Here is a 25,831-nt window from a genome sequence, read left to right as displayed (position 1 = left end):
GCCGACCGTTGGTCGGCTGCCTTCCTCAGCCGACCAACGGTCGGCTCTACCCCGCGCGTGGGGGCCGGGGCCGGCGTTACCGGTTGCTCAGCAGCACCAGCACTGCGCCGGTGCCGCCCTGGCCGGCGGGCGCGGAATGAAACGCGAGTACGTCGTTGCGCAGGCGCAGCAGACGATCCACCAGATTCTTCAGCACCGGTGCGCCGCCATCGGATTGCAGTCCCTTGCCGTGGATGATGCGCACGCAGCCGTACTCATGGGCATGCGCTTCCACCAGGAACTGGCGCACCAGTGTCTCGGCCTGGGCCACCGTCGCGCCATGCAGGTCCAGTTCGTCCTGCACGGAGTACTGCCCGCGCTTGAGCCGCTGGAACATCCGCGGCGGCAGATTCTCGCGCCGGTAGCTGGCGGCATCGCCGGCCTCCAGCGGGCTGCTGTCGCGCAGCAGCCGGGCGAATTCCCCGCGGGCCTCCTGTTCATCCTGTTCGGCCATGCGCGCACGCGGCTTGGGCCGCGGCGTGGCCGGCGGCGGGGTGACCACCTTGCGCAGCGGCTTGACCTCGCCGATGGCGGCCCGGAACAGGGCCGCGGGATCTTCGTCTTCAGAATGTGACATGCGTACAGCCTAATGGGCGGGAGGGGCGATGCCTACCGTTATCGGGGTAGGACGATCTGTCCGCTTGCGGCACAATAGCTGACGCACTTGCGCGGTCGTCGCGCTCCGGAAGGGGCAGGGCCACCGCCGCCAACAGTGGGAAGTGATGGAATCGAAGTCTTGAAAAATCAAGCGGTTAAATCGCAGATGCGGATTCTGGTCAGCAACGACGACGGTGTCGATGCGCCGGGCATCAAGATGCTCGCCACGGTATTGCGTGACGCAGGTCATGAAGTGACCGTGGTCGCCCCCGATCGCGATCGCTCAGGCGCCAGCAATTCGCTGACCCTGGACTTGCCGATCCGCATGAAGCGCATCGACCACTACACCTGCTCGGTGGCCGGCACGCCGACCGACTGCGTGCATCTGGCCCTCACCGGCATGCTCGAGTACGAGCCGGATATCGTCGTCTCGGGCATCAACAACGCCGCCAACCTCGGCGACGACGTGATCTATTCCGGCACCGTCTCGGCGGCGATGGAAGGGCGCTTCCTGGGTCTGCCCGCCGTGGCGATGTCGCTGGTCACGCACAACCACGAGCCCCGCAACTTCGAAACGGCCGCTCGCGCTGCGGTGGAGATCGTCACCCGGCTCAAGGCCGATCCGCTGCCCGCCGACACCATCCTCAACGTCAACGTGCCGGACCTGCCGTGGAGCGAAGTGCGCGGCTTCGAAGTGACCCGCCTGGGCAACCGTCACCGCGCCGAAGGCTGCATTGCCCAGCGCGACCCGCGCGGCAACCAGGTGTACTGGATCGGCCCGGCCGGGCGCGAACAGGACTCCGGCCCGGGCACGGATTTCCACGCGGTGCGCAACGGCTATATCTCGATCACCCCGATCCAGGTCGACCTCACCCGCTACCAGGCGCTGGAGAAGGTGGCCAGCTGGGTCGGCGGGCTGACCGCCGCGCTGGATCGGCCGGCATGAGCCCACGCCTGCGCCTGCAGCCCGAAGCGGTCGGCATCGGCATGACCTCCCAGCGCGTCCGCGACCGCCTTGTCGACCGCCTGCGCGATGCCGGCATCGCCGACGAAGCCACCCTCAATGCCATCCGCGTGGTGCCGCGCCATCTGTTCATCGATGAAGCACTGGCCTCGCGTGCCTACGAAGACACCGCCCTGCCGATCGGCCACGGCCAGACCATTTCGCAACCCTGGGTGGTTGCGCGCATGACCGAAGCGGTGCTGCAGTCGGCGCCGACGAAGGTGCTGGAAGTCGGCACCGGCTCGGGTTACCAGGCCGCCGTGCTGGGGGCGATCGGGCTGGAGGTCTACACGGTCGAGCGCATCGGCGATCTGCTGCGCCAGGCGCGCAAGCGCTTCCGAGCGCTGGGCATGAACATCCGCAGCAAGCATGACGACGGGCGCGTCGGCTGGGCCGAACACGGCCCTTACGATGCAATCGTGGTGACGGCGGCCGCACCGGCGCTGGTCGATGCGCTGGTCGAGCAGCTGGCCGTGGGTGGGCGCCTGGTGGCGCCGGTGGGCGGCCCGGGCGCGCAGTCGCTGATCCAGTTGACCCGTCGCGATGACGGCAGTGTCGAACAGCAGGTACTGGCACCGGTCACGTTCGTACCGCTGCTGTCTGGCATGCTGGACTGATTCCAAGGAGCGTTGCGTCATGAAGATTTTTGGTCCGCTGTACGAGCGGGCAATGAAGTGGGCCGCGCACGAGCGCGCCCCGACCTATCTGACGGTGTTGAGCTTCATCGAAGCGATCATCTTCCCGGTGATGCCCGAGGTGATGCTGGCGCCGATGTGCGTGGCCCAGCCCAAGCGCGGCTGGTGGTTCGCCACGCTCAGCCTGGCCGGCTCGATGGTCGGTGCGCTGGTCGGCTATGCGCTGGGCCACTTCGCCTTTGAAGCGCTCAAGCCGGTATTCGCCGCGCTGGGCATGCTGGGCAGCATCGAGGGCGGTATCGCCATCGTGCAGGCCAAGATGGCCGAGTCGCCGTGGGCAGTGTTCACCTTCCTGGTGCTGGGCGGCTTCATGCCGATCCCGATGAAGGTCTTCACATGGGCATCGGGTATCGTCGGCGTGCCGTTGCCGCAGTATTTCCTGAGCATGTTGATCGGCCGTGGCAAGCGCGTGTACGTGCTGGCGGCGGTCATTCGTATTGGCGGGCCGCGCGCGGAAGCTGCGCTGCGCCGTTGGATTGAACCGCTGGGCTGGATCGCGACCGCGCTGGTGGTCGTGCTGGTCGCCTGGCTTGTATGGAGGTCGAAGTTCGCATGAGTGCTGATCGTTTGAGCAAGGGAGTGCGCAGCGGCGCGCTGCTGTTGGTGGTGTCGGCGCTGAGCGCCTGCGGCACTGCCACCGTGGTGCGGCCCTCGGGCTCGGGCGGCGGCGTAGCCCACAGCACGCCGCAGACCTCGGTGGCCAAGCCCGGCCAGACTGCGGTCGTCCGTCGTGGCGACACGCTGTATGCACTGGCCCGCATCCACAACATCACCCCGCGTGATCTGGCTGCCTGGAACGGGCTGGCCGAGCCGTACACGATCTATCCCGGCCAGTCGCTGCGCCTGTACCCGGGCGGCAGTGGCAGCCCCGGCCGCGCCCCGACCACCGTGGTCACCGCGCCGCGTCCGGGCAGCACCGCGCCGGCGGCCACCCCGGCCCCGACCACCGCCATCAAGAGCAACATCAGCTGGCGCTGGCCGGCCGATGGCGCGATCGTTGGCCGCTTCGTCGCCGGCGAGGCGACCAAGCAGGGCGTGGACATCGCCGGCACCAGCGGCCAGCCGGTCCGTGCGACCGCCGCCGGCGTGGTGGTGTACTCCGGTGCCGGCCTGGTCGGTTTCGGCGAGCTGATCATCATCAAGCACAGCGACCAGTGGCTGTCGGCGTATGGCCACAACCGCAAGCGCCTGGTCAGCGAAGGGCAGAGCGTGAAGGCCGGCGAGCAGATCGCCGAAATGGGCCGCACCGGCGCTGCGCGCGACATGCTGCACTTCGAGATCCGCTACAACGGCAAGCCGGTCGATCCGCTGCTGTACCTGCCGCCGCGGTAATCAATGCAGCCGACCAACGGTCGGCTCTACCCCGCACAGCCCACCGGGTAGTAGAGCGACGCCATGCGTCGCTGTCGAGGACCGGGACGCAGGCACAAAAAAGGCCGCCCCAGGGGCGGCCTTTTCTGAACGGAAATTCCGGTCTCACCCCTTCAGGATGAACGCCGCCGCCACCTTGCGACCCTCGCTGGCGAGGATGTTGAAGGTCCGTGCGGCCGCCGGGTTGTTCATCACTTCCAGGCCGATCCCCCGGGTCAGGCATGCGGCCATGACCGCAGCGGGCGGGAACACCTGGGTATCGCCGGTGCCCAGCACCACCAGTGCGGGGTTCAGCGCCAGCACCGGCGCCAGGTCTTCCGGGGTCAGGCGGGCGATATCGGCCACCGGCCAGGCTTCGATCAGCGTGTCCGGGGCCAGGATGAAACTGGCGGCCAGGGTCCGGTCATTCACCTTCGCGCTGCGGCCATCGGCGGCACGCAGGGCGTAGGCGTAATCGGGGATTTCGTGGCTCAGCTGCATGGGCGTTCCGGGATCAGCCGCGCGGCAGGACGATCTGGCGCTGTTCCTTGCTCGGGCGGTACAGCACGGCCACGTGGCCGATGCGCTGCACCAGCGCGCTTTCACTGGCACTGACCAGCTCGGCGATGAGGGCGTCGCGGGCCTCGCGGTCTTCGGCGGCGACCTTGACCTTGATCAGCTCGTGGCGTTCCAGCACCTCTTCCAGTTCAGCCAGGAAGGCCGGTGTCACCCCCTTGCCGCCGATCTGGAGCAGGGCTTTCAGATCATGCGCGTGGCCGCGGAGGAAACGGGTTTGGGAAGACGTCAGGGCGATAGCCATTCAGGAACAAGCGGTTAACTGGGGCGATCAGGGTATCATGACCTCCCCATCGGACCCGCATCTCAATGGCAACCCGCAGCAAAAGCAGTCAACGTTGGTTGAAAGAGCACTTCGCCGACCCCTTCGTGAAGAAGGCCCAGGCCGAGGGCATGCGCTCGCGCGCGGCCTACAAACTGGAGGAGCTGCTGGAGCGGGATCGGCTGCTGAAGCCGCACATGGTCGTGGTCGACCTGGGTGCCGCGCCGGGCGGCTGGTCCCAGCAGGTCCGCCGTCAGATCGGCGACACCGGGCGGGTCCTGGCGCTGGACATCCTGGAGATGCCGCCGCTGGCCGGCGTGGAGTTCCTTCACGGTGACTTCAGGGAACAGGCCGTCCTATCGGAGTTCGAAGCCATGCTGGGGGATCAGCCGGTAGACCTTGTGCTCTCGGATATGGCCCCCAATAAGAGTGGAATGGACGCGGTGGACCAACCGCGGATGATGCACCTGGCGGAGTTGGCGTTGGAGTTTGCCGACAACCATCTCAAGCCCGGTGGCGCGTTCCTGATCAAGCTGTTCCAGGGCGTGGGCTTTGACGACTACGTGCGCGAAATGCGCCGCCGGTACGACAAAGTGGTGATCCGCAAGCCTGAAGCGTCCCGTAAGCGCTCGCCCGAGGTGTACGCCTTGGGGCAGGGAAAACGCGCGCAGATCAAGTAAGCTCAACCATACGAATCGCGTCAGGAATTAGAGGAACACCGGAGCCAATGAGGATGAACGACTTGACCAAGAACCTCCTGCTATGGGTGGTCGTCGCCGTCGTGCTGATGGTGGTCTTCCAGAGCTTCTCGCCGAAGAGCAGCGGAGCCGGCGCGCAGGGTGCGACGTATTCGCAGTTCCTCGACCAGGTGGACAGCGGCAACATCCAGAAAGTAGTGCTGGGCGAAATGCGCGGCGGTGCCAATGATGTGACCTACACCACCCGCAGCGGCCAGACCAGCACCATCACCGCGCCCTACGATCGTGACCTGATCAACGTGCTGCGCGGCAAGAAGGTGGAATTCGAGCAGGCGCCGCCCTCCAGCGGCATCTCGCTGGGCGCGATCCTGATGAACTTCCTCCCGGTGATCCTGATCATCGGCTTCTGGATCTTCATCATGCGCCAGATGCAGGGCGGTGGCGGCGGGGCCAAGGGCGCGATGTCCTTCGGCAAGTCGCGCGCCAAGCTGCAGGGCGAAGACCAGATCAAGGTCACCTTCGCCGATGTCGCCGGCTGCGACGAGGCCAAGGAAGAGGTCGGCGAACTGGTCGACTTCCTGCGTGACCCGACCAAGTTCACCAAGCTGGGCGGCAAGATTCCGCGCGGCGTGCTGATGGTCGGCCCGCCGGGTACCGGCAAGACCCTGCTGGCCCGCGCCATTGCGGGTGAGGCCAAGGTCCCGTTCTTCTCGATCTCCGGTTCGGATTTCGTGGAAATGTTCGTCGGCGTCGGCGCCAGCCGCGTGCGCGACATGTTCGAGCAGGCCAAGAAGCAGGCCCCGTGCATCATCTTCATCGATGAAATCGACGCCGTCGGTCGTCACCGTGGTGCCGGCCTTGGCGGCGGTCACGACGAGCGCGAGCAGACCCTGAACCAGCTGCTGGTCGAAATGGACGGTTTCGAGGGAGGCGAGGGCGTGATCGTCATCGCCGCCACCAACCGTCCGGACGTGCTGGATCCGGCGCTGCTGCGCCCGGGCCGTTTCGACCGCCAGGTCGTGGTCGGCCTGCCGGACGTCAAGGGCCGCGAGCAGATCCTCAAGGTGCACATGCGCAAGCTGCCGCTGGCCGACGATGTCGAGCCGATGGTGATCGCGCGCGGTACCCCGGGCTTCTCCGGTGCGGACCTGGCCAACCTGGCCAACGAAGCAGCGCTGTTTGCCGCACGTGGCGGTGAGAAGGAAGTCCGCATGGACCACTTCGACCGTGCCCGCGACAAGATCCTGATGGGTGCCGAGCGCCGTTCGATGGCGATGAGCGAAGAAGAAAAGACGCTCACCGCGTATCACGAAGCCGGCCATGCCATCGTCGGCCGCCTGGTGCCCGAGCACGATCCGGTCTACAAGGTCACCATCATTCCGCGCGGCCGCGCGCTGGGTGTGACGATGTACCTGCCGGAAGGCGACAAGTACTCGATGAACCGCGTGGCGATCGAATCGCAGCTGTGCTCGCTGTACGGCGGCCGTGTGGCCGAGGAGCTGATCTTCGGCACCGACAAGGTCACCACCGGTGCCTCCAACGATATCGAGCGCGCCACCAAGATGGCCCGCAACATGGTCACCAAGTGGGGCCTGTCCGACGAGCTCGGCCCGATCGCCTACGGTGAAGAGGACGATGAAGTGTTCCTCGGCCGTTCGGTGACGCAGCACAAGAGCGTGTCCGACGACACCGCGCGCCGCATCGACGAAGTGGTTCGCAGCATCCTGGACAAGGCCTACGCCCGTACCACCGAGCTGCTGACCGCCAACCTCGACAAGCTGCACACGATGTCCCAGCTGCTGCTGCAGTACGAGACCATCGATGCGCCGCAGATCAACGCCGTGATGGAAGGGCGCGATCCGCCGCCGCCGGCGGGCTGGGGCAAGTCGGCCAGCAACAAGGATGGCGGCAACAACGACAAGGGCGGCGATGCCCGTCCGGTCGCCCCGATCGCCGGCCCTGCCGAACAGATCTGAGTGTTGCCCACGTAAGTGGTGAAGGCCGGGGAAACCCGGCCTTCGTCGTTTCCGGCAGGTCATAATGAGGGCCTGTCTTCGTTCCCGTTCTGGAGCCGCCATGTCCGCCCCCCCGCCGCAGCCGATCTCGCACACCACTGAAATGGTGATCGCCACGATCATTGGCGTGGCCATCGGCCTGACCCGCGACAACTTCCTGCTCGGCGCCGGCATCGGCATCGCCGTCGGTGTGCTGATGAGCATCGCCAAGACGGTCTACGTGGAGCGCAAGCGACGCCAGCGCTGAGGGCTTGCGCGCGCGGGCGGCAGTGGGCAGGATGCGCTTGCCCGCGCCGCATGCCGCGGCCGGGCATGGCCGGGGGATCGGCCGACACACTTTCCAGGGGGACGTTCATGCGTCATTCGATGCGCGCAGCCGCTGCTGCGCTGTTGTGCTGTGCCACGCCGGTCATGGCCGCCGAGATCCACGTGCAGGATCCGGTGCCGTTCAACGAGTCGGCGATCATCGCCGAGAACATCAAGGCCGAGTGCCGGATGGGCGCACAGCTGGCGACCGCGCTGGGCAAGAATGCCCCGGCGCATGGCAATACCATCGTCTTCGGCAGTGACCCGGTGAACACCGGCAGCGGACACGCGTTGAAGCTGGAGCTTGTGGAGGCGCAGAGTGCCGGCAATGCGTTCACCGGCCACTTCAAGTCGGCGGCCGTGCGCGGCGTGCTGTTCGAGAACGGCCAGCAGGTGGCCACGGTCACCGCACGCCGCGTGTCGCGCGGTGGCGCGTTTGCCGGCTTCAAGGGCTCGTGCGATGTGCTTGAGCGCACGGTCAATGCGATCGGCAGCGATCTGGCGATCTGGCTGGCCAAGCCGGTCGATGGGGCCCGCCTCGGCGACCTCTGACGGCCGGTCCGGTGCGCCAGCGTAAACTACGCGCTGGCGTACTTCGTGGATCTGCCCATGTTCGACATTTCTCCCCAGCTCGATTGCGGCGGCCGCCTGCTGCGGCTGGATCGCCCGCGGGTCATGGGCATCGTCAATGTCACCCCGGATTCGTTCTCCGACGGCGGTGAGCACGACAGCGTCGAGGCCGCGGTCGCACACGGCCTGCAGCTGGTGGCCGAAGGTGCCGACCTGCTCGACATCGGCGGCGAGTCGACGCGGCCTGGCAGTGCGCCGGTGCCGCTGGACGAAGAACTGCGCCGGGTCATCCCGGTGATCGAGCGCCTGGCGCGCGAGACTTCCGTGCCGATCAGCATCGACACGTTCAAGCCCGAGGTGATGCGTGCCGCCGTCGCCGCCGGTGCCGGCCTGATCAATGACATCCATGCGCTGCGCCAGCCGGGTGCGCTGGAGGCTGCCGCCGAGCTCGGCGTGCCGGTGGTGTTGATGCACATGCAGGGCGAGCCGGGCAGCATGCAGGACACCCCGCACTACGACGATGTCGTCGCCGAGGTGCACCGTTTCCTGACCGAGCGCATGTTCCAGGCCGAGATGGCCGGCGTCGCCAAGAAGCACCTGATCATCGATCTGGGCTTCGGCTTCGGCAAGACCACCGAACACAACATGATCCTGCTGGCGCGCTCGGACCGTTTCCTTGAACTCGGTGTCCCGATGCTGGCGGGTCTGTCGCGCAAGCGCAGCATCGGTGAGCTGACCGGTCGTGAACAGCCGCGTGACCGCGTGTCCGGTTCGGTCGCCGCGCACCTGATCGCCGCCCAGCGCGGCGCAATGCTGCTGCGCGTGCACGATGTCGCGGCCACGGTCGATGCCCTGAAGGTGTGGGCGGCGGTGGATGCCGTGCCGATGCCGCGGGTCTCGGCCGCACCGGCGATGCCGCGCTGGCCGGACGAGGACTGATGGCCGTCGACCAACGCCCGCTTGCGATCGCGGTGATGGGGCCGACCGCGTCGGGCAAGACCGCCACCGCGATCGCGCTGGCCCAGCAGTTGGACGGTGAGATCGTCAGCGTCGATTCGGCCCTGGTCTACCGCGGCCTGGATATCGGTTCGGCCAAACCCGACGCCGCCGAGCGCGCCCAGGCCCCGCATCATCTGCTCGATGTGCGCGACCCGTGGCAGACCTATTCGGCGGCAGACTTCGCCGGCGACGCCGCCCGGGCCGTGCGCGACATCATTGCGCGCGGCCGCATGCCGATTCTGGCCGGTGGCACCGGGCTGTACTTTCGTGCCCTGCTGCAGGGCCTGTCGCCGATGCCTGAAGCCGATCCGGCGGTGCGCGCGCAGATCGCGGCCGAGGCGGCCGGGCAGGGCTGGGCGGCGATGCACGCCCAGCTCACCGGCATCGATCCGGCAGCGGCGAAGCGCATTCACGCGACCGATCCACAGCGCATCCAGCGGGCGCTGGAAGTCCATCGGCTGACCGGCACCCCGATCAGCGAATGGCAGAAGCTGCCTGGTGTGGACCGGCTGCCGGTGCGGGCGCTCAAGCTGGTGTTGGCGCCCCGCGAGCGCAAGGTGCTGCACCAGCGCATCGAAACCCGGTTCGACGCGATGCTGGATCACGGTTTCCTGGACGAAGTCCGCGCGCTGCGCGCCCTGCCGGCCATGGCCGGGGTGGCCGCGCCGCTGGATCTGCCGGCCGTACGCGCGGTCGGGTACCGGCAGGCATGGGAATACCTGGACGGGCAGGGGACGGCCGCCGAGTTCCGTGAGCGGGGTATCCAGGCCACCCGGCAGCTGGCCAAGCGGCAGCTGACCTGGTTGCGCGGGGAGCTTGATGCGCGCTGGTTCGATCCCCATTTAGAGAAGGCTTCCCTGGCGGATGCGGTGTCGACCTTCGTCGCACGCTGAGTCCACGCCGCCACCCACCCGCCCCGTGTACCATCAAGGGTTCCGGCGGGCGGCGGGGGCCGTGGCAACTGCCGGAAGACCATAAAAACAATAATGAGGAGTGTGCAATGTCCAAGGGGCAATCGCTGCAGGATCCGTTTCTGAATGCACTTCGGCGCGAACGTGTGCCGGTGTCGGTGTATCTGGTCAATGGCATCAAGCTGCAGGGGACGATTGAATCGTTCGACCAGTTCGTGGTGCTGCTGCGTAACACGGTGAGCCAGATGGTGTACAAGCACGCCATTTCGACCGTGGTACCGGCGCGCAATGTGAAGGTCGGGCCCGGTGGTGGCTATGTGCAGTCCAATGATGGCGCCGAAGGCGTCCAAGGTGATGACGACGTTGAGTGACAGTGTGAAAAATTCTGGAGAACTGCGTGTTTGACCGTTCCAAGCGAGGCGAACACGCACTCCTGATCCAGCCGCATGCCGGCCGGCTCGAAGATGACGTGCTTGAAGAGTTCACCGATCTGGCCCGCTCCGCCGGGGCCAGCATCGCGGCCACGTTGACCGCGCGCATCGATCGGCCCAATCCGTCGATCCTGATCGGCAGCGGCAAGCTGGACGAGGTCAAGGCCGCGGCCGAGGCCACCGGCGCTGACCTGATTCTGGTCAACCACGCCCTGTCGCCGGGGCAGGAGCGCAACCTGGAGCGGTTCCTGGAGCGGCGCGTGATCGACCGCACCGGGCTGATCCTGGATATCTTCGCCCAGCGTGCGCGCAGCCATGAAGGCAAGCTGCAGGTGGAACTGGCGCAGTTGCGCCACATGTCCACGCGGCTGGTCCGCGGCTGGACCCATCTGGAGCGCCAGCGCGGTGGTTCCATCGGCCTGCGTGGCCCGGGTGAAACCCAGCTGGAAACCGATCGCCGCCTGCTGCAGAAGCGGGTGGAGCAGCTGCAGAAGAAACTGGAAAAGGTGGAAGTGCAGCGCACCCAGATGCGCCGTGCCCGCCTGCGCAGCGAACTGCCGCGCGTCGCCCTGGTGGGTTACACCAACGCCGGCAAGTCGACGCTGTTCAACGCATTGACCGGCGCCGAGGCTTACGCGGCGGACCAGCTGTTCGCGACGCTGGACCCGACGGTGCGCCGCATCGCGCTGCCCGGTGGCAGCGTCGTGCTTGCCGATACCGTCGGTTTCGTCCGCGACCTGCCGCATGACCTGGTGGCTGCGTTCCGCTCGACCTTGTCTGAAGCCCGCGAAGCGGACTTCCTGCTGCACCTGGTCGATGCCGCCGATCCGCACCGTGAGGAGCGCATCGCGCAGGTCGATGAGGTGCTGACTGCCATCGGCGCGGGCGATCTGCCGCAGCTGCTGGTGTTCAACAAGATCGACCGCATCGACGGGGCCGAGGTGCGCCACGATGGCCAGGACGGCATCCCCGACAGCGCCCGTCGCGAACGGGTCTGGATTTCCGCCCGCGACAACGTGGGCCTGCCGCTGCTGCAGTCCGTGCTGGGCAAGCGCCTGGGCCTGCAGCACGTCAGTGGCGAGCTGCGGCTGCCGCCAAGTGCCGGTCGCCTGCGGTCGCGTCTGCACCAGCTGGAGGTCGTGCGCAGCGAAGCAACCGATGAAGACGGTTGGCTGCTGCAGGTTGAGATTCCGATCGCCGAGGCCGAGAAGCTGGCGGCCGGCGAGGACGGCGCACCGATCCGCGCCATGCTCCCGGAAAAACTTCCGGAGTGGTGAGGGGTGCGCCGGCCGCTGGCCGGCATCCCATGATGCTGAGGGTGCGCGACCCTACGTCGCACCCGGCGACACACGACATCACCCACGATTTCGGCTAAAACTGGGGGCGTTCGTTCCCCCGTTGATCCAGGATTCCCCATGACCGTTCCTTCCGACGCCGAGCTCGGCGCCCTCGCCAGTGACGTGGGGCAGCGGCTTCAGCAGGCCTCGCTGCAACTGGTGACCGCCGAGAGCTGCAGTGGCGGCTGGATCGCCAAGGCGATGACGGATATCGCCGGTTCCTCGGCGTTCTTCGACTGCGGCATGGTGGTGTACAGCTACGAAGCCAAGCAGCGTCTGCTTGGCGTGCGTGCGCAGACGCTGGAGCAGTTCGGCGCGGTCAGCCGCGAGACCGTGCTGGAGATGGTCTCCGGCGCGTTGATCAATTCCGGGGCGGGCATCGCCGTGGCGGTGACCGGGATCGCCGGGCCGGGCGGCGGAAGCGAGGACAAGCCGGTCGGCAGCGTCTGGATCGGCTGGAAGGGCCGGGGCGGCTACGCCCGTGCGCAGTTGTTCCAGTTCGACGGCGACCGCGAAGCCATACGGCGGCAGACCGTACAGCAGGCGCTGACGGGAATCTTCCCCCTGTTGTGACATCCTGACCGCGTGTGCTGACAGGAGAGTGGGCCGATGTGGGAAACGCTGGGTACCGTGCGTGACCTGGGGCGATTGCAGGAAATCGCGTCGGTCCTGATCCGCTATGGCTTCGGCGATCTGGTGCGCCGGATCGGCTTGGCCGATGTGCTTGAGCGTGCCGGCCGCCTGCTGCACTGGAACGACACCCAGCAGATGCTGCGGATGACCGCGCCGGTGCGCGTGCGCCGCGCGATGGAGGATCTGGGTCCGACCTTCGTCAAACTCGGCCAGGTGCTGGCCACCCGCGTGGACCTGTTCCCGCCGGACTGGATCGCTGAATTTTCCGAACTCCAGAACGCGGTACCGGCGCTGCCGTACGCGCAGGTGCGCGACCAGCTGGAGCGCGACCTGGGCGCGCCGGCGACGGAGGTGTTCGCGTGGCTGGATGAAACCCCGATGGCCGCCGCCTCGCTGGCACAGGCCCATCGCGCGACCCTGCATGACGGCACTGCCGTGGTGCTGAAGATCCGCCGTCCCGGTATCCGCGACGTGATTGAAGCCGACCTGCGCCTGCTGGCGCGCCTTGCCGAGATCGTCGAGGCGCGGCTGCCCGATCTCCAGCGCTACCGGCCGGCCGAGGTGGTGCAGCAGTTCCAGGTGTCACTGCGCCGCGAGCTGGATTTCGCTGCCGAATGCCGCAACGCCGAACGGATCGCGCGCAACTTCCAGGGCCGCAACGACATCCTGATTCCCAACGTGCACTGGCAGTGGACCTGCGAAAGCCTCAACGTGCAGGACTTCGTCGATGGCATTCCCGGCCGCGACCTGGCCGGTGTCGATGCAGCCGGCCTGGACCGCGTGCAGCTGGCCCGGACCGGGGCGCGCATCGTGCTCAAGATGGTGCTCGAGGATGGCTGTTTCCACGCCGACCCGCACCCGGGCAACATCATCTACCTGCGCGACGGCCGGATCGGCGTGATCGATTTCGGCATGGTCGGCGCGATTTCCGAACAGCGCCGCTTCCAGGTCGCCCAGCTCCTGCACGGCCTGGTCACGCAGGAGCCCGAGCAGGTGGCCGACGTCCTGCTGGACTGGGCCGGTGGGGTGGAGGTGGACGAATCGCGGCTGCAGCAGGACATCAGCACCTTCGTCGACCAGTACCGCGGGGTGCCGCTCAAGGACCTGCACATGGGCCTGATGCTGGGCAACATCACCCAGCTGCTGCGCCAGTACGCGCTGACCCTGCCGGCCGATCTGGCCCTGATGATCAAGACCTTCCTGACCCTGGAAGGGATGGGCCGCCAGCTTGACCCGCAGTTCGACATGGCCAGTGCCGCGCGTCCGTACCTGGAACGGGTGATGTGGCAGCGTTACTCGCCCGGCGCCATGCTCAAGCGCGGCAAGCGCAGCCTGGTGGGGGTGATGGACCTGGTCGGCGACCTGCCTCGCGATGTCCGCCGACTGCTGCAGATGGCGCGCCGCGGGCGGCTCCAGCTCAAGGTCGAGACCACCGCACTGCAGGGCTTCGGCGACCAGGTCAACCGCGCCGCCAATCGGCTGGTGATGGGCATCGTGACCGCTGCGCTGATCATCGGCTCCTCCATCGTCATGCACAGTGTCGGCGGCGTCTCCAGCCGCTGGCTGCTGGCGCTGGGCGTAGCCGGGTTCATCGGTGCCGGCTTCTGCGGCGTGTGGATACTGTTCTCGATCTGGCGCAGCGGCAAGAACCCCTAGGGTTCTTGCCGCTGGGATCCGCAGGATCCCCGCAACGTGCCGCCAACGCCGCACATTGCGCGTAGAGCCGACCGTTGGTCGGCTGCTCTTGGCGGGTTAGCTGGCTGGGCCGGTCATCGTTTGCCCCGGGTAGCGCCCCGCCATGCGTGTCTTCTTCTGTTTGCCACGTAGTGCCACGCCATGCGTGTCTTCTTCTGTTTGCCACGTAGTGCCACGCCATGCGTGGCTGCTCCCCATCCGGCGCCAGGAATGCCCGACCCAGGAGATGGCAGAGGCTCAACGCCGGAGGGATGGCCGCAAGCGGCACGTGTCCGCAGCGTCAGGCATGGCCGCGCTGCGCGCGGTCACCGACCAACGGTCGGTGGCTACAGGCGTTGCTGGCGGCTTCGGCCGGGGCCCGGACTGCCGTCCTTTGTAATGGCTCTTGCTCTGCGGGCACTTGCGTGCCCGCATTGTTAGTAGTAATACTACTAACCATGGACCTGACCGATACCCAGCAGGCGATCCTGCAGTTGATCGCCGAGCGTATAGAGACCGATGGCGCACCGCCGTCGCAGACGGAAATCGCCCGCGCGTTCGGCTTCAAGGGCGTCCGCGCGGCCCAGTACCATCTGGAAGCGCTGGAGCAGGCCGGGGCGATCCGCCGCATTCCGGGCCAGGCCCGCGGCATCCGCCTGGTCCAGGCACCCGCGCTGCAGAGCGGCCTGCCCGAATCGCTGCCCGCCTCGGCGCTGCCGGACCACGTCCTGCGCCTGCCGGTGCTGGGCCGGGTCGCGGCCGGTCTGCCGATCGGTGCGGACATCGGCTCGGATGACTTCGTGGTCCTGGACCGGGTGTTCTTCTCGCCCGCGCCCGACTACCTGCTGAAAGTGCAGGGCGATTCGATGATCGACGAGGGCATCTTCGACGGCGACCTGATCGGCGTGCACCGCACCCGTGACGCGCGCTCCGGCCAGATCGTGGTGGCCCGCATCGATGACGAGATCACGGTCAAGCTGCTGAAGATGGGCAAGGACCGGATCCGCCTGCTGCCACGCAATCCCGATTACAAACCGATCGAAGTGCTGCCGGACCAGGACTTCGCGATCGAAGGCCTCTATTGCGGGTTGCTGCGGCCCAACCGCTGACCCTGTTCCCCCTGAATCACGCGCGGTCTTTTGTGGCACATCTCTGGTTTTGCTGAGGTTGGTACGGATGTCCGATAATTTTTTTCCGAACGCCGGGCAGAATCTCAGCCCGTGCGATACGCCAGCCTTAAAGTGAACCCATGGCCAAGAAGACTTCCAAAGACAGCACCTCCACCGATACGACCTCTGCAAGGACCACTCCGATGGACGAAAACAAAAAGCGCGCCCTCACCGCCGCGCTGAGCCAGATCGAAAAGCAGTTCGGCAAGGGCGCCGTGATGCGCATGGGCGACCGTGTCGTCGAGGCGGTCGAGGTCATCCCTACCGGTTCGCTGATGCTGGATATCGCACTCGGCATCGGCGGCCTGCCCAAGGGCCGTGTGGTGGAGATCTACGGTCCGGAATCGTCGGGCAAGACCACCCTGACCCTGCAGGCGATCGCCGAATGCCAGAAGAAGGGCGGTACCGCCGCCTTCATCGATGCCGAGCACGCGCTGGACCCGATCTACGCCGCCAAGCTGGGCGTCAACGTGGACGACCTGCTGCTGTCGCAGCCGGATACCGGTGAGCAGGCGCTGGAAATCGCCGACATGCTGGTGCGCTCCAGCTCGGTGGACATCGTGGTGGTCGACTCGGTCGCCGCGCTGACCCCGAAGGCTGAAATCGAAGGCGAAATGGGCGACCAGCTGCCGGGCCTGCAGGCCCGCCTGATGAGCCAGGCGCTGCGCAAGCTGACCGGCAACATCAAGCGCTCCAACACCCTGGTGGTCTTCATCAACCAGCTGCGCATGAAGATCGGCGTGATGATGCCGGGCCAGAGCCCGGAAGTGACCACCGGCGGCAACGCGCTGAAGTTCTACGCCTCGGTCCGCCTGGACATCCGCCGTATCGGCGCGATCAAGAAGGGCGACGAGATCATCGGCAACCAGACCAAGATCAAGGTGGTCAAGAACAAGCTGGCGCCGCCGTTCAAGCAGGTGATCACCGAAATTCTGTACGGCGAAGGCATCAGCCGCGAAGGCGAGCTGATCGACATGGGCGTGGAAGCCAAGCTCGTCGAGAAGGCAGGCGCCTGGTACAGCTACGGCGAAGAGCGCATCGGCCAGGGCAAGGACAACGCCCGCGGCTATCTGCGCGACAACCCGCAGGTTGCCCAGCGTCTGGAAGCCGAGCTGCGCGAGAAGTTCCAGCCGGAAGAAGCCGTGCGTGAAGGCGGCGACGACGCCGAAGACGACGCCGAGTGAGTTTCCTGCGGGGCAGGGCGGCGCCGTCAGTGACGCCTGCCCTGGCCCGCAGTTCCACGAATCCCCGACGGGATGGCGCCAAGGATGGCGCACTGTAATGATAGGCGGCCATGCACGATTCCGATCCCCCCGCACCCCGGCGCAAGCGCCGTGTCCAGGAACAGACGCCGGTCCAGCGGGCGTTGGGGTTGTTGGTGCGCCGCGAGCATTCGCGTAAAGAGCTGACCCGCAAGCTGCAGGCCCGGGGCATCGAGAACGAGGCCGCCGAAGCGGCCGTCAGCAAGCTGGCCGAGGCCGGCTGGCAGGACGACACCCGCTTTGCCGAGAATCTGGTCCGGATCCGGGCCAATACCGGCTATGGGCCGATCCACATCCGCGCCGAACTGGGCACGCATGGCCTGGATAGTGATCAGATCGCTGCCGCCATGGATACTTTCGAAGGCGACTGGACCGAGAACGCCCGCGACCTGGTCTGCCGCCGTTTCGGCGAGGCCGGCCCGCAGGAACTGCCACAGCGGCGCAAAGCGGCCGATCTGCTGGCCCGCCGCGGCTTCCCCGGCGACAGCATCCGCCAGGCCACCCGTTACGACCCTGAGGACTGAGCGGCCCGGGCCTGATACCCTTTGTGGTTTCGGCGGTCCTGCAGTTGACACCCGGCCATTGGGGCTGCGTGCCAGGGACTGACCGGCCCGCACAAAGCCAGCCCCCCATGAACGCATCCGTCAAATTCACTACCTCCCAGATCCGCAGCGATTTCCTTGAGTTCTTCAAGGGCAAGGGTCATACGATCGTGCCGTCGGCGCCGTTGGTGCCGGGCAATGATCCGACCCTGCTGTTCACCAATTCCGGCATGGTGCAGTTCAAGGACGTGTTCCTTGGCGCCGAGAAGCGCAGCTACGTGCGCGCGGCCGACGTCCAGCGCTGCCTGCGCGCCGGTGGCAAGCACAACGACCTGGACCAGGTCGGTTACACCGCGCGCCATCACACCTTCTTTGAAATGCTGGGCAACTGGTCCTTCGGCGATTACTTCAAGAAGGATGCCATCGCCTGGGCATGGGAGCTGCTGACCCAGGTCTGGAAGCTGCCGGCCGAGCGCCTGCTGGTCACCGTCTACCAGACCGATGACGAGGCCTACGCGCTGTGGCGCGACATGGTCGGCATTCCGGAATCGCGCATCGTGCGCATCGGCGACAACAAGGGTGCGCCGTTCGCCTCGGACAACTTCTGGCAGATGGCCGAGACCGGCCCGTGCGGTCCGTGCACCGAGATCTTCTATGACCACGGCGACCACATCGCCGGCGGCCCCCCGGGTTCGCCCGACGAAGACGGCGATCGCTTCATCGAGATCTGGAACCTGGTCTTCATGCAGTTCGACCGCCAGCCCGACGGCACCCTGGTGCCGCTGCCGGCGCCGTGCGTGGATACCGGCATGGGCCTGGAGCGTCTGGCCGCGATCCTGCAGCACGTCCATACCAATTATGAAATCGACCTGTTCCAGGCGCTGATCCGCAAGGCCAGCGAGCTGACCGGCATGGCCGATCTGGAGAACAAGTCGCTGCGCGTGATCGCCGATCACATCCGCGCGTGTTCGTTCCTGATCGTCGATGGCGTGCTGCCGTCCAACGAAGGCCGCGGCTACGTGCTGCGCCGTATCATCCGCCGCGCGCTGCGCCATGGCTGGATGCTCGGCGTGCGCCAGCCGTTCTTCAGCAAGCTGGTGCCGACCCTGGTCGAGCAGATGGGCGTGGCCTATCCGGAACTGCCGGCCCAGGTCGACACCGTCGTGCGCGCCCTGCAGGCCGAAGAAGAGCGTTTCGCTGAAACGCTGGATTCGGGCATGAAGATTTTCGACGACGTCGCGGCCAAGGTCAGCAACGGCGTGATCCCGGGCGTGGATGCGTTCCGCCTGTACGACACCTACGGCTTCCCGCTCGATCTCACCCAGGACATCGCGCGCGAGCGTGACCTGACCGTGGACATCGACGGCTTCAACGCCGCGATGGAGACCCAGCGCGAGACCGCGCGCGCGGCCGGCAAGTTCGGCGGCGGCGTGACCCTGTCGGCCGATCTGGTCGCCACGCTCAAGCCGACCGTGTTCCTCGGCTACGACCGCCTGCAGGCCGACGACCTCACCGTGGTCGCCATCCTCAAAGACGGCCGCCCGGCGCAGACCGCCCAGGCCGGTGACGACGTCATCGTGCTGACCAACCAGACTCCCTTCTACGCCGAATCCGGCGGCCAGGTCGGCGACAACGGCACCCTGACCGGCGCGGGCGTGCAGGTGGACATCCGCGACACGCAGAAGTTCGCCGGCCAGTTCCATGGCCATGTGGGCACGCTCACCCAGGGAAGCCTGAAGGTGGGCGACGTGCTGTCCGGCCAGGTGGATGGCCAGCGCCGCGGCGCCACCATCCTCAACCACTCGGCCACCCACCTGCTGCATGCCGCCCTGCGCGAAGTGCTGGGCACCCACGTGCAGCAGAAGGGCTCGCTGGTCGCGCCTGATCGCCTGCGCTTCGACTTCTCGCACTTCGCGCCGATCAGCGCCGAGGACCTGGCGATCATCGAGCGCAAGGTCAACGAACAGGTGCGTGCCAACAACGCGGCCGAAGTCCACAACATGGGCATGCAGGAAGCGCTCGACTTCGGCGCGATGGCACTGTTCGGCGAGAAGTACGGCGAGCACGTGCGCGTGCTGAAGATGGGCGACTACTCCACCGAACTGTGTGGCGGTACGCATGTCTCGCGCACCGGCGACATCGGTCTGTTCAAGATCACCTCCGAAGGCGGCGTGTCCTCGGGCGTGCGCCGTATCGAAGCGGTCACCGGGCAGGGCGCCCTGGATTACGTGGCCCATGAAGAAGCCCAGCTGAGTGAAGCGGCCGCACTGCTCGGCGGTAACGCCGGTGACGTGGTCGACAAGATCCGCCAGCTCGGCGAGCGCCAGAAGAAGCTCGAGCGCGAACTCGACGCACTCAAGGCCAAACAGGCCGCCGGCGCGACCGCCGATCTTGGCGCCGGCGCAGTGGAGGTCAAGGGCGTCAAGATCCTGGCCGCGCGCCTGGAAGGCTTCGACGCCAAGGCCCTGCGCGATGCCATCGACCGCCTCAAGCAGCAGCTCGGTGATGCGGTGATCGTGCTGGCCGGCACCCAGGACGGCAAGGCCGCCCTGGTCGCGGGCGTGAACGGCAGCGCAATGGGCAAGGTCAAGGCCGGGGAACTGTTGGCCCATATCGCCAGTCAGATCGGGGGCAAGGGCGGCGGCCGCCCGGACCTCGCCCAGGGTGGTGGTGAGGACGGGCCCGCCCTTGCTTCTGCACTGGCCGCCGTCGTCGACTGGGTCACCCCCCGTATCTGAACAACCTGACGGTTCCTGCTCCTTGAAGGGGCGGGAGCCCTGACGGTACTATGGCGAATCTTTTCCCGTTGTCGTGGGGCGCTCTTGCCGGGGCGCCAAGCCGGTGGGGAAATGCCACCACCGGTTCCCTGGAGACTTGAACAAATGTTGATCCTGACTCGCCGCGTAGGCGAAACCCTGATGATCGGTGACTCGGTCAGCGTGACCGTGCTCGGCGTCAAGGGCAACCAGGTGCGTATCGGTATCACCGCTCCGAAGGACGTGGCCGTGCACCGCGAAGAGATTTACCAGCGCATCCAGCGCGGTGATGAGCCGAATGCATCCGGAAGTGAAAATTCTTCGGATTAAGGCTTTACCTGAGGGCGCGGAAAACGTTATTATTCGCGCCCCCGCTGAGATGATTCATCGCAGCGGCGGACCAAGAACACTGGAGCGGTGCCCGAGTGGCTGAAGGGGCTCCCCTGCTAAGGGAGTATAGGGCTTAAAACTCTATCGAGGGTTCGAATCCCTCCCGCTCCGCCAGTTGTAGAAAAGGCCTTCGTACGCAAGTACGGAGGCCTTTTTCTTTGTGCGATCCGGTTGCGCGATCTGATTCACTCCACCGACTTGCAGACCGCTTCGATGCGATGCCCGTCCGGGTCGATCAGGAAGGCGGCGTAGTAGTGATTGCCATACGCATGAAACCGGCGGAGCGCGCGTCGGCCGACGCATTCGGATGGCGAATGCACTCGATCCCCAATCTTCATTGGTGCCGGCGCGGCGGCTCGGCTACGGTCGTTCTCCAGCGGCGCCCACCGGGCGCCCCCGTGGAAGGAGCAGGAACATGTCGATGGGAAGGAGGTCGCTACGCGGCTGGGTGGTCATGAGCCTGCTGATGGGCATGGTCATGCCGGCCGGTGCCGCTTCGTTGGATGAGCGGCTGCATCGGGCGGCGGAGAAGGGCGATGCCACTGCAGTGCGTACGCTGCTGGGGCAGGGCGCCAGGGTGGATGCGCGCGGCGTGGCGAAGGCGACACCGTTGCTGGTTGCGACCCACCACAATCACGTGGAGGCCGCGCTTGCGCTGATCCAGGCGGGTGCCGACGTCAATGCCAAGGATGCGATCCAGGACAGCCCCTATCTCTACGCCGGTGCCCGCGGGCATCTCGAGATCCTGCGCGCGACCCTGGCGGCCGGTGCCGACCTGAAAAGCACCAACCGCTACGGTGGCACTGCACTCATTCCGGCGGCCGAACGCGGGCACGTGGAGACCGTGGCGACGCTGATCGCTGCCGGCGTGGAGGTGGATCATGTCAACAACCTGCAGTGGACCGCGCTGCTGGAGGCGATCATCCTCGCCGATGGCGGCCCGCGGCATGTCGAGATCGTCCGTCAGCTCATCGCGGCGGGCGCGGATGTGAACCTGCCCGACGGTGAAGGCGTAAGCCCGCTGCAGCATGCACGCCAGCGCGCGTACCGCGCGATCGAGACGCTGCTTCTCGCCGCCGGCGCTGCCCAGGGCTGAGCATCCGCACGGCGGCGGGGGAGTAATGTTGCCGCTGCCTTGACGCGGCAACGGCATGCTCTGCACCACCGTTCTGCGACGCTGTGCGCTTCCCCCGCAGAATCAGGAGTCGCCGTGAACGCACGTCGCCACTTCCTCTCCGTTGCCGCCGCCGGCACCGCCGCCTTCGCCGCTTCACCGTTGATGGCGCAGTCGTCCGGCCCGGGCAGCGTCCTGCCCACCCGCGGCCAGGCCTCGACGAAACCCTTGCCCGGCAATCCGGCGCAGCAGGGCAGGCGCTATCGTCCGCAGACCCGCCTGGGCCTGGGCGGTGTCGCGATCGGCAATGGCTTCGCGGCCGCCAGCGACGCACAGAGTGAAGCCACGCTGGCAGCGGCCTATGCGGCAGGCGTGCGCTATTACGACACGTCACCCTGGTACGGGCTCGGCCTGAGCGAGCGCCGCTACGGCCATCACCTGCACAACCACCCGGCGCGCGAGTACACGCTGTCGACCAAGGTCGGCCGGTTGCTGACCGCGACCGCCGGTGAACTGCAGGAGGTGATGTGGAAGGATCCCTCGCCGTTCCATTACCGCTATGACTACTCCGCCGATGGCACGCGGCGCTCGGTGGAGGACAGCCTCAACCGGCTCGGGGTGTCGCAACTGGACGTGGTCTTCATTCATGACCTCTCGCCGGACAACGAGAAAGACCTCGGCATGCCGTGGGAGCAGCGCTTCGCAGAGGCCGCGAAAGGCGCGATGCCGGCGCTGACCCGTATGCGCGAGGAGGGGCTTATCAAAGCCTGGGGGTTCGGCGTCAATCGCCCCGAGCCGGCGCTGCGTGCGGTGGCCGAGGCCGACCCGGATATCTTCCTGCTGGCCTGCCAGTACTCGCTGCTGGATCACGAGCAGGCCTTGCATGACACCTTCCCGAAGATCGCCGCGCATGGCGCGTCGGTCGTAGTCGGGTCGCCGCTGTTGGCGGGCTACCTGGCCGGGCGGGACCGGTACCTCTATGACGGCAAGGTGCCGTCCTGGGCGCCGGAAAAGCGTGCCGGGGTGCAGGCTATCTGCGATCGCCATGGTGTGGACCTGCGCACGGCGGCGCTGCAGTTCGCCGATGCACCCGAGGTGGTATCGGCGGTCATTCCGGGCGCGCGCACGCCCGAACAGGTGCTGGCCAACGTCGCTTCCATGTCCGTGGCGGTGCCGGGGGCCTTCTGGGCCGAGCTCAAGCAGGAAAAGCTGATTGCCTCGGATGCGCCGGTGCCGCGTGGTTGATCCGGTGGGTGGACCGGCGGATCACCTGACGTGATTGCTACCAGCCAATGACCTGTGGCGCCCCGGCTGCAGCCGGAGCGTCGCCTGTCTGCGGGGCTCTCCACCCGCTCGCTTGCTGCGATAGCCTTTCGCTATAGGCCCGGATGCGGCATCATGCCGCCCATTCGTTCCCTCCAGCCGCCGCCAGAGGAGTCCCTTCCTGCCTGGAGGCATTGCCGTGTCCGTCGTTCCGTTCCGTGTTGCCCCGATCCATTCGGGTCGCCGTCGTACTGTTCCCTCGATCTCCCCGCTGATGCAGGCGATGGGCTGCGTGCTGGGCCTGGCCCTGTCCGCGTCTGCCGTGCAGGCCGAAGAGGCGCCGGCGGGCGAGGCACCTGCCAAGGACGGCGCACAGACCCTGCAGACCGTGCAGGTCACCGCCAACCAGCTCGGCACCGTGACCGAGGGCAGTGATTCGTACACGCCCGGCACGATCGCCACCGCGACCCGCCTGGTGCTCAGTCCGCGCCAGACGCCGCAGTCGATCAGCGTGATCACCCGTCAGGAAATGAACGACTTCGGCCTCAATGGCATCGATGACGTCATGAAGGTCACGCCCGGCGTGAGCATCGTTACCTACGACAGCGAGCGCACCGAGTATTACGCGCGCGGCTTTGCGGTACAGAACTTCCAGTACGACGGCATCCCGATGGCGCGCGACTCGGCCTACTCGGCCGGCAACACGCTGAGCGACATGGCCATCTATGACCGCGTCGAAGTGCTCAAGGGCGCCACCGGCCTGCTGACCGGCATGGGCGATCCGGGCGCGACCATCAACCTGGTGCGCAAGAAGCCGACCCGCGAACTGGCTGGCAGCGCCACGCTGGGCGTGGGCTCGTGGGACAGCTATCGCGCCGAGGTCGATGTCGGCGGACCGCTCACTGAAAGTGGCCGCGTGCGCGGCCGCGTCGTGGGCGCCTACCAGGACAAGCATTCCAATGCCGACCACTACCAGCGCAGCAATGAAGTCTTCTACGGCATTCTCGAGGCCGACATCGGCGAGAGCACCCTGCTGACTGTCGGTGCCGATTACCAGGACAGCGATCCGGAAGGGTCCAGCTGGGGTGGCATTCCGCTGCTGGACAGCGAGGGCAACTTCAACAAGATGCCGCGCTCGTTCAACAACGGCGCACGCTGGAGCCGCTGGGGCCAGTACGCCCGTACCGGCTTCGCCACGCTGGAGCACACCTTCGCCAATGACTGGGTCGCCAAGTTGCAGCTCAATCACCAGGTCAACGGGTATGACGCCTCGCTGGGCGCGGCGGCCGGTGGCAATCCCGATCCGGTCACCGGTGAGGGCGTGAGCATGTGGCTGGGCCAGTACATCGGCAAGACCACCAGCAATGCGGCCGATCTGTACGTCAGCGGCAAGTTCGAGTGGTTCGGCCGGCAGCACGAGCTGGTGGTCGGTGGCAGCGTGTCGCGCAAGCGCTGGGTCAACAACGGCTACTCGCCGCAGCCGGGCTATGTCAGCAGCGTTGCCGACTACTACGCCTGGACCGGCGATGTGCCCGAGCCGGATTGGCAGTGGGGCTACGGTGACAACCAGGTCACCCGCGAAAGCGGTGCCTACGTGGTGGGCCGTTTCGACCTGGCCGATCCGCTCAAGCTGATCCTCGGCAGCCGCATCGCCAACTACAAGTCTCCGGATACCGACGAGAGTGGCGTGGTCGTGCCGTATGCCGGCCTGGTGTACGACCTCAATCGCAACGTCTCGGTGTTCGCCAGCTACAGCACCATCTTCAAACCGCAGGGCAACCAGGACGAGCAGGGCCGGGTGCTGGATCCGCTGGAAGGGCGCAGCTACGAAGCCGGCCTGAAAGCGGAGTTCTACGACGGCCGACTCAATGCCAGTGCGGCGGTGTTCCAGCTGGAACAGGACAACTACGCGCAGCCGACCGGCGGCAGGACGCCGAGTGGCGGGATCGCCTATGAAGGCCTGATGGGGGTGCGCACCAAGGGCTACGAGCTGGAGGTGTCCGGTCAGCTGGCGCCGGGCTGGCAGGTCCAGGGCGGCTACGCGCACAAGATCGCGCGCCAGCAGTCCACCAAGGTCTCCACGCTGGAGCCGGAAGACCAGTTCAGCGTGCACACCAGCTACCGGCTCACCGGTGCGGCCGATGGCTGGAGCCTCGGCGGTGGCGCGCGCTGGCAGGGCAGCACCTTCGGCACCATCGCCAACCCGGCCACCGGCGGAAGCCAGGTCCATCGCACCGAGCCCTATTGGCTGCTCGATGCCATGGCGCGTTACCAGTTCAATGACCAGCTCTCGGCGACGCTCAACGTCAACAACCTGCTGGACAAGCACTACTACACGATCTTCAGCTGGTACAGCACCTACACCTGGGGTGAGCCGCGCAACGTCCGGCTGACGCTGAACTACAGATTCTGATCCACGCAACGACTGATCCACGCAACGAACGACACCCCGGGCAACCGGGGTGTCTGCGTTTCCGCGCCTGGTGATTACAGCGCGACGTCGAACACGATGACTTCCGCATCATTGGCGTTCTCCAGCGTCAGCTGCGCCTCGTCGCTGACCTGCAGCGCATCGCCGGTTTCCAGGGTGATGCCGTTGACCTGCAGCTGCCCGCGGGCCACCTGTACATAGGCGCCGCGGCCCGGGGCCAGCGGCAGGTGGACGCGGTCGTCACCGTCCAGGATCGTGGCGTAGAGGTTCGCGTCCTGGTGGATCAACAGCGAGCCGTCACGGCCATCGCGCGAAGCGATCAGGCGCAGCTGGCCGCGCTTGGTCTCCGGCGCGAAGTGGGTCTCCTGGTAGCTCGGGGTGATGTTCTCCTGATCGGGGAACAGCCAGATCTGCAGGAAGTGCACCGCCTCGTCGGCCGAGTGGTTGAACTCGCTGTGGCTGACGCCGCTGCCGGCGCTCATGCGCTGCACATCGCCGTAGCGCAGCACCGAACCGGTACCCATCGAGTCCTTGTGCTCCAGCGCGCCGCCGAGCACGTAGGAGACGATCTCCATGTTGCTGTGGCTGTGGGTGCCGAAACCCTGGCCGCCCTGCACGCGGTCTTCGTTGATCACCCGCAGCGGGCCGAAGCTGACGTAGCGCGGGTCGTAGTAGTTGGCGAAGGAGAAGGTGTGCATGGAGTTCAGCCAGCCATGGTCGGCCTTGCCACGGGTGTTGCTCTTGCGGATCTGCAGCATGGGAATCTCCTGGGTGTTCGATGGTTTCGATGGCGGTCCGGGGTGGTCGC

26 protein-coding genes and 1 tRNA gene are annotated in these 25,831 nt (G+C 66.7%); 23 read left to right on the top strand and 4 right to left on the bottom strand.

The genetic code is table 11. The annotated features are described in order from the left end of the window. Positions 1 to 76: 76 nt before the first annotated feature. Positions 77 to 616 (bottom strand): Smr/MutS family protein, encoded by a 540-nt coding sequence (locus tag ORK51_RS07445; RefSeq protein WP_266084646.1) that lies wholly within the window; start codon positions 614 to 616, stop codon positions 77 to 79. Between the two features lie 186 nt (positions 617 to 802). On the opposite strand from ORK51_RS07445, the gene surE reads away from it, so the two are divergent. Genes surE through ORK51_RS07425 form a run of 4 tightly spaced genes read left to right on the top strand, consistent with a single transcriptional unit; the run spans position 803 to position 3,666 of the window. Further along, complete coding sequence (surE, locus tag ORK51_RS07440) at positions 803 to 1,582, top strand: 5'/3'-nucleotidase SurE (protein WP_019183330.1); 780 nt, start codon at positions 803 to 805, stop codon at positions 1,580 to 1,582. Continuing rightward, positions 1,579 to 2,256 (top strand): protein-L-isoaspartate(D-aspartate) O-methyltransferase, encoded by a 678-nt coding sequence (locus tag ORK51_RS07435; RefSeq protein WP_070427088.1) that lies wholly within the window; start codon positions 1,579 to 1,581, stop codon positions 2,254 to 2,256. The genes surE and ORK51_RS07435 overlap by 4 nt, the downstream gene beginning before the upstream one ends. A gap of 19 nt (positions 2,257 to 2,275) precedes the next feature. Further along, positions 2,276 to 2,890, top strand: coding sequence for a YqaA family protein (locus ORK51_RS07430; RefSeq protein ID WP_070427089.1), 615 nt, complete (start codon positions 2,276 to 2,278; stop codon positions 2,888 to 2,890). Then, complete coding sequence (locus ORK51_RS07425; protein ID WP_070427090.1) at positions 2,887 to 3,666, top strand: peptidoglycan DD-metalloendopeptidase family protein; 780 nt, start codon at positions 2,887 to 2,889, stop codon at positions 3,664 to 3,666. Before ORK51_RS07430 ends, ORK51_RS07425 begins: the two co-directional genes overlap by 4 nt. Positions 3,667 to 3,810: 144 nt before the next feature. On the opposite strand, the gene ORK51_RS07420 is transcribed toward ORK51_RS07425, so the two are convergent. Together ORK51_RS07420 and yhbY are read right to left on the bottom strand one after the other, a co-directional pair. Beyond that, positions 3,811 to 4,185, bottom strand: coding sequence for an Mth938-like domain-containing protein (locus ORK51_RS07420; protein WP_019183326.1), 375 nt, complete (start codon positions 4,183 to 4,185; stop codon positions 3,811 to 3,813). Between the two features lie 13 nt (positions 4,186 to 4,198). Continuing rightward, positions 4,199 to 4,504 (bottom strand): ribosome assembly RNA-binding protein YhbY, encoded by a 306-nt coding sequence (gene yhbY / locus ORK51_RS07415; RefSeq protein WP_019183325.1) that lies wholly within the window; start codon positions 4,502 to 4,504, stop codon positions 4,199 to 4,201. Positions 4,505 to 4,569: 65 nt separating this feature from the next. On the opposite strand from yhbY, the gene rlmE reads away from it, so the two are divergent. The 19 genes from rlmE (at position 4,570) to ORK51_RS07320 (ending at position 25,005) form a co-directional block, all read left to right on the top strand. Then, positions 4,570 to 5,202: a 23S rRNA (uridine(2552)-2'-O)-methyltransferase RlmE gene (rlmE, locus tag ORK51_RS07410; protein ID WP_019183324.1), complete on the top strand. Its 633-nt coding sequence runs from the start codon at positions 4,570 to 4,572 to the stop codon at positions 5,200 to 5,202. Positions 5,203 to 5,255: 53 nt separating this feature from the next. After that, positions 5,256 to 7,196: an ATP-dependent zinc metalloprotease FtsH gene (gene ftsH / locus ORK51_RS07405; protein ID WP_019183323.1), complete on the top strand. Its 1,941-nt coding sequence runs from the start codon at positions 5,256 to 5,258 to the stop codon at positions 7,194 to 7,196. A 100-nt stretch (positions 7,197 to 7,296) separates the two neighbouring features. Beyond that, positions 7,297 to 7,482 (top strand): hypothetical protein, encoded by a 186-nt coding sequence (locus tag ORK51_RS07400; protein WP_019183322.1) that lies wholly within the window; start codon positions 7,297 to 7,299, stop codon positions 7,480 to 7,482. Positions 7,483 to 7,589: 107 nt separating this feature from the next. After that, positions 7,590 to 8,093 carry a hypothetical protein gene (locus ORK51_RS07395; protein WP_156785769.1) on the top strand — a complete coding sequence of 168 codons (504 nt, stop codon included), beginning with the start codon at positions 7,590 to 7,592 and terminating at the stop codon, positions 8,091 to 8,093. A 57-nt stretch (positions 8,094 to 8,150) separates the two neighbouring features. Beyond that, positions 8,151 to 9,050: a dihydropteroate synthase gene (gene folP / locus ORK51_RS07390; RefSeq protein WP_266084645.1), complete on the top strand. Its 900-nt coding sequence runs from the start codon at positions 8,151 to 8,153 to the stop codon at positions 9,048 to 9,050. After that, positions 9,050 to 10,003, top strand: a complete 954-nt coding sequence (gene miaA, locus ORK51_RS07385) for a tRNA (adenosine(37)-N6)-dimethylallyltransferase MiaA (RefSeq protein ID WP_266084644.1) — start codon at positions 9,050 to 9,052, stop codon at positions 10,001 to 10,003. Before folP ends, miaA begins: the two co-directional genes overlap by 1 nt. Positions 10,004 to 10,110: 107 nt before the next feature. Beyond that, the gene (gene hfq / locus ORK51_RS07380) at positions 10,111 to 10,392 is read left to right on the top strand and encodes an RNA chaperone Hfq (RefSeq protein ID WP_019183319.1); all 282 of its coding nucleotides are present in this window, start codon (positions 10,111 to 10,113) and stop codon (positions 10,390 to 10,392) included. Positions 10,393 to 10,418: 26 nt separating this feature from the next. Continuing rightward, on the top strand, positions 10,419 to 11,729 hold the full coding sequence (hflX, locus tag ORK51_RS07375) for a ribosome rescue GTPase HflX (protein ID WP_070427094.1): 1,311 nt from the start codon (positions 10,419 to 10,421) through the stop codon (positions 11,727 to 11,729). A 138-nt stretch (positions 11,730 to 11,867) separates the two neighbouring features. Continuing rightward, the gene (locus tag ORK51_RS07370; RefSeq protein WP_019183317.1) at positions 11,868 to 12,362 is read left to right on the top strand and encodes a CinA family protein; all 495 of its coding nucleotides are present in this window, start codon (positions 11,868 to 11,870) and stop codon (positions 12,360 to 12,362) included. 36 nt (positions 12,363 to 12,398) lie between these two features. Further along, on the top strand, positions 12,399 to 14,078 hold the full coding sequence (ubiB, locus tag ORK51_RS07365) for a 2-polyprenylphenol 6-hydroxylase (RefSeq protein WP_019183316.1): 1,680 nt from the start codon (positions 12,399 to 12,401) through the stop codon (positions 14,076 to 14,078). Between the two features lie 476 nt (positions 14,079 to 14,554). Further along, the gene (lexA, locus tag ORK51_RS07360) at positions 14,555 to 15,205 is read left to right on the top strand and encodes a transcriptional repressor LexA (protein ID WP_019183315.1); all 651 of its coding nucleotides are present in this window, start codon (positions 14,555 to 14,557) and stop codon (positions 15,203 to 15,205) included. A 203-nt stretch (positions 15,206 to 15,408) separates the two neighbouring features. Beyond that, the gene (gene recA / locus ORK51_RS07355) at positions 15,409 to 16,449 is read left to right on the top strand and encodes a recombinase RecA (RefSeq protein ID WP_026069798.1); all 1,041 of its coding nucleotides are present in this window, start codon (positions 15,409 to 15,411) and stop codon (positions 16,447 to 16,449) included. Positions 16,450 to 16,559: 110 nt separating this feature from the next. After that, positions 16,560 to 17,051, top strand: a complete 492-nt coding sequence (gene recX / locus ORK51_RS07350; protein WP_019183313.1) for a recombination regulator RecX — start codon at positions 16,560 to 16,562, stop codon at positions 17,049 to 17,051. Between the two features lie 107 nt (positions 17,052 to 17,158). Continuing rightward, complete coding sequence (alaS, locus tag ORK51_RS07345; protein WP_070427095.1) at positions 17,159 to 19,807, top strand: alanine--tRNA ligase; 2,649 nt, start codon at positions 17,159 to 17,161, stop codon at positions 19,805 to 19,807. A gap of 144 nt (positions 19,808 to 19,951) precedes the next feature. Then, positions 19,952 to 20,155: a carbon storage regulator CsrA gene (gene csrA, locus ORK51_RS07340; protein WP_019183311.1), complete on the top strand. Its 204-nt coding sequence runs from the start codon at positions 19,952 to 19,954 to the stop codon at positions 20,153 to 20,155. An 81-nt stretch (positions 20,156 to 20,236) separates the two neighbouring features. Continuing rightward, a tRNA-Ser gene (locus ORK51_RS07335) sits at positions 20,237 to 20,329 on the top strand. 301 nt (positions 20,330 to 20,630) lie between these two features. Continuing rightward, the gene (locus ORK51_RS07330; RefSeq protein ID WP_266084643.1) at positions 20,631 to 21,311 is read left to right on the top strand and encodes an ankyrin repeat domain-containing protein; all 681 of its coding nucleotides are present in this window, start codon (positions 20,631 to 20,633) and stop codon (positions 21,309 to 21,311) included. Between the two features lie 114 nt (positions 21,312 to 21,425). Continuing rightward, positions 21,426 to 22,574: an aldo/keto reductase gene (locus ORK51_RS07325; protein WP_266084642.1), complete on the top strand. Its 1,149-nt coding sequence runs from the start codon at positions 21,426 to 21,428 to the stop codon at positions 22,572 to 22,574. Between the two features lie 301 nt (positions 22,575 to 22,875). Continuing rightward, complete coding sequence (locus ORK51_RS07320) at positions 22,876 to 25,005, top strand: TonB-dependent siderophore receptor (RefSeq protein WP_490723228.1); 2,130 nt, start codon at positions 22,876 to 22,878, stop codon at positions 25,003 to 25,005. Between the two features lie 74 nt (positions 25,006 to 25,079). Here ORK51_RS07320 and ORK51_RS07315 read toward each other — a convergent pair whose 3' ends face one another. Then, positions 25,080 to 25,781 carry a pirin family protein gene (locus ORK51_RS07315; RefSeq protein WP_070427099.1) on the bottom strand — a complete coding sequence of 234 codons (702 nt, stop codon included), beginning with the start codon at positions 25,779 to 25,781 and terminating at the stop codon, positions 25,080 to 25,082. Positions 25,782 to 25,831 lie beyond the last annotated feature (50 nt).

The sequence above is a fragment of the Stenotrophomonas sp. RIT-551 genome (assembly GCF_026241915.1).
GTDB classification, from domain to species: Bacteria; Pseudomonadota; Gammaproteobacteria; order Xanthomonadales; family Xanthomonadaceae; genus Stenotrophomonas; species Stenotrophomonas bentonitica_A.
The sequence above is the reverse complement of the archived record's forward strand: the minus strand, read 5'-3'. Positions and strand labels throughout refer to the sequence as shown.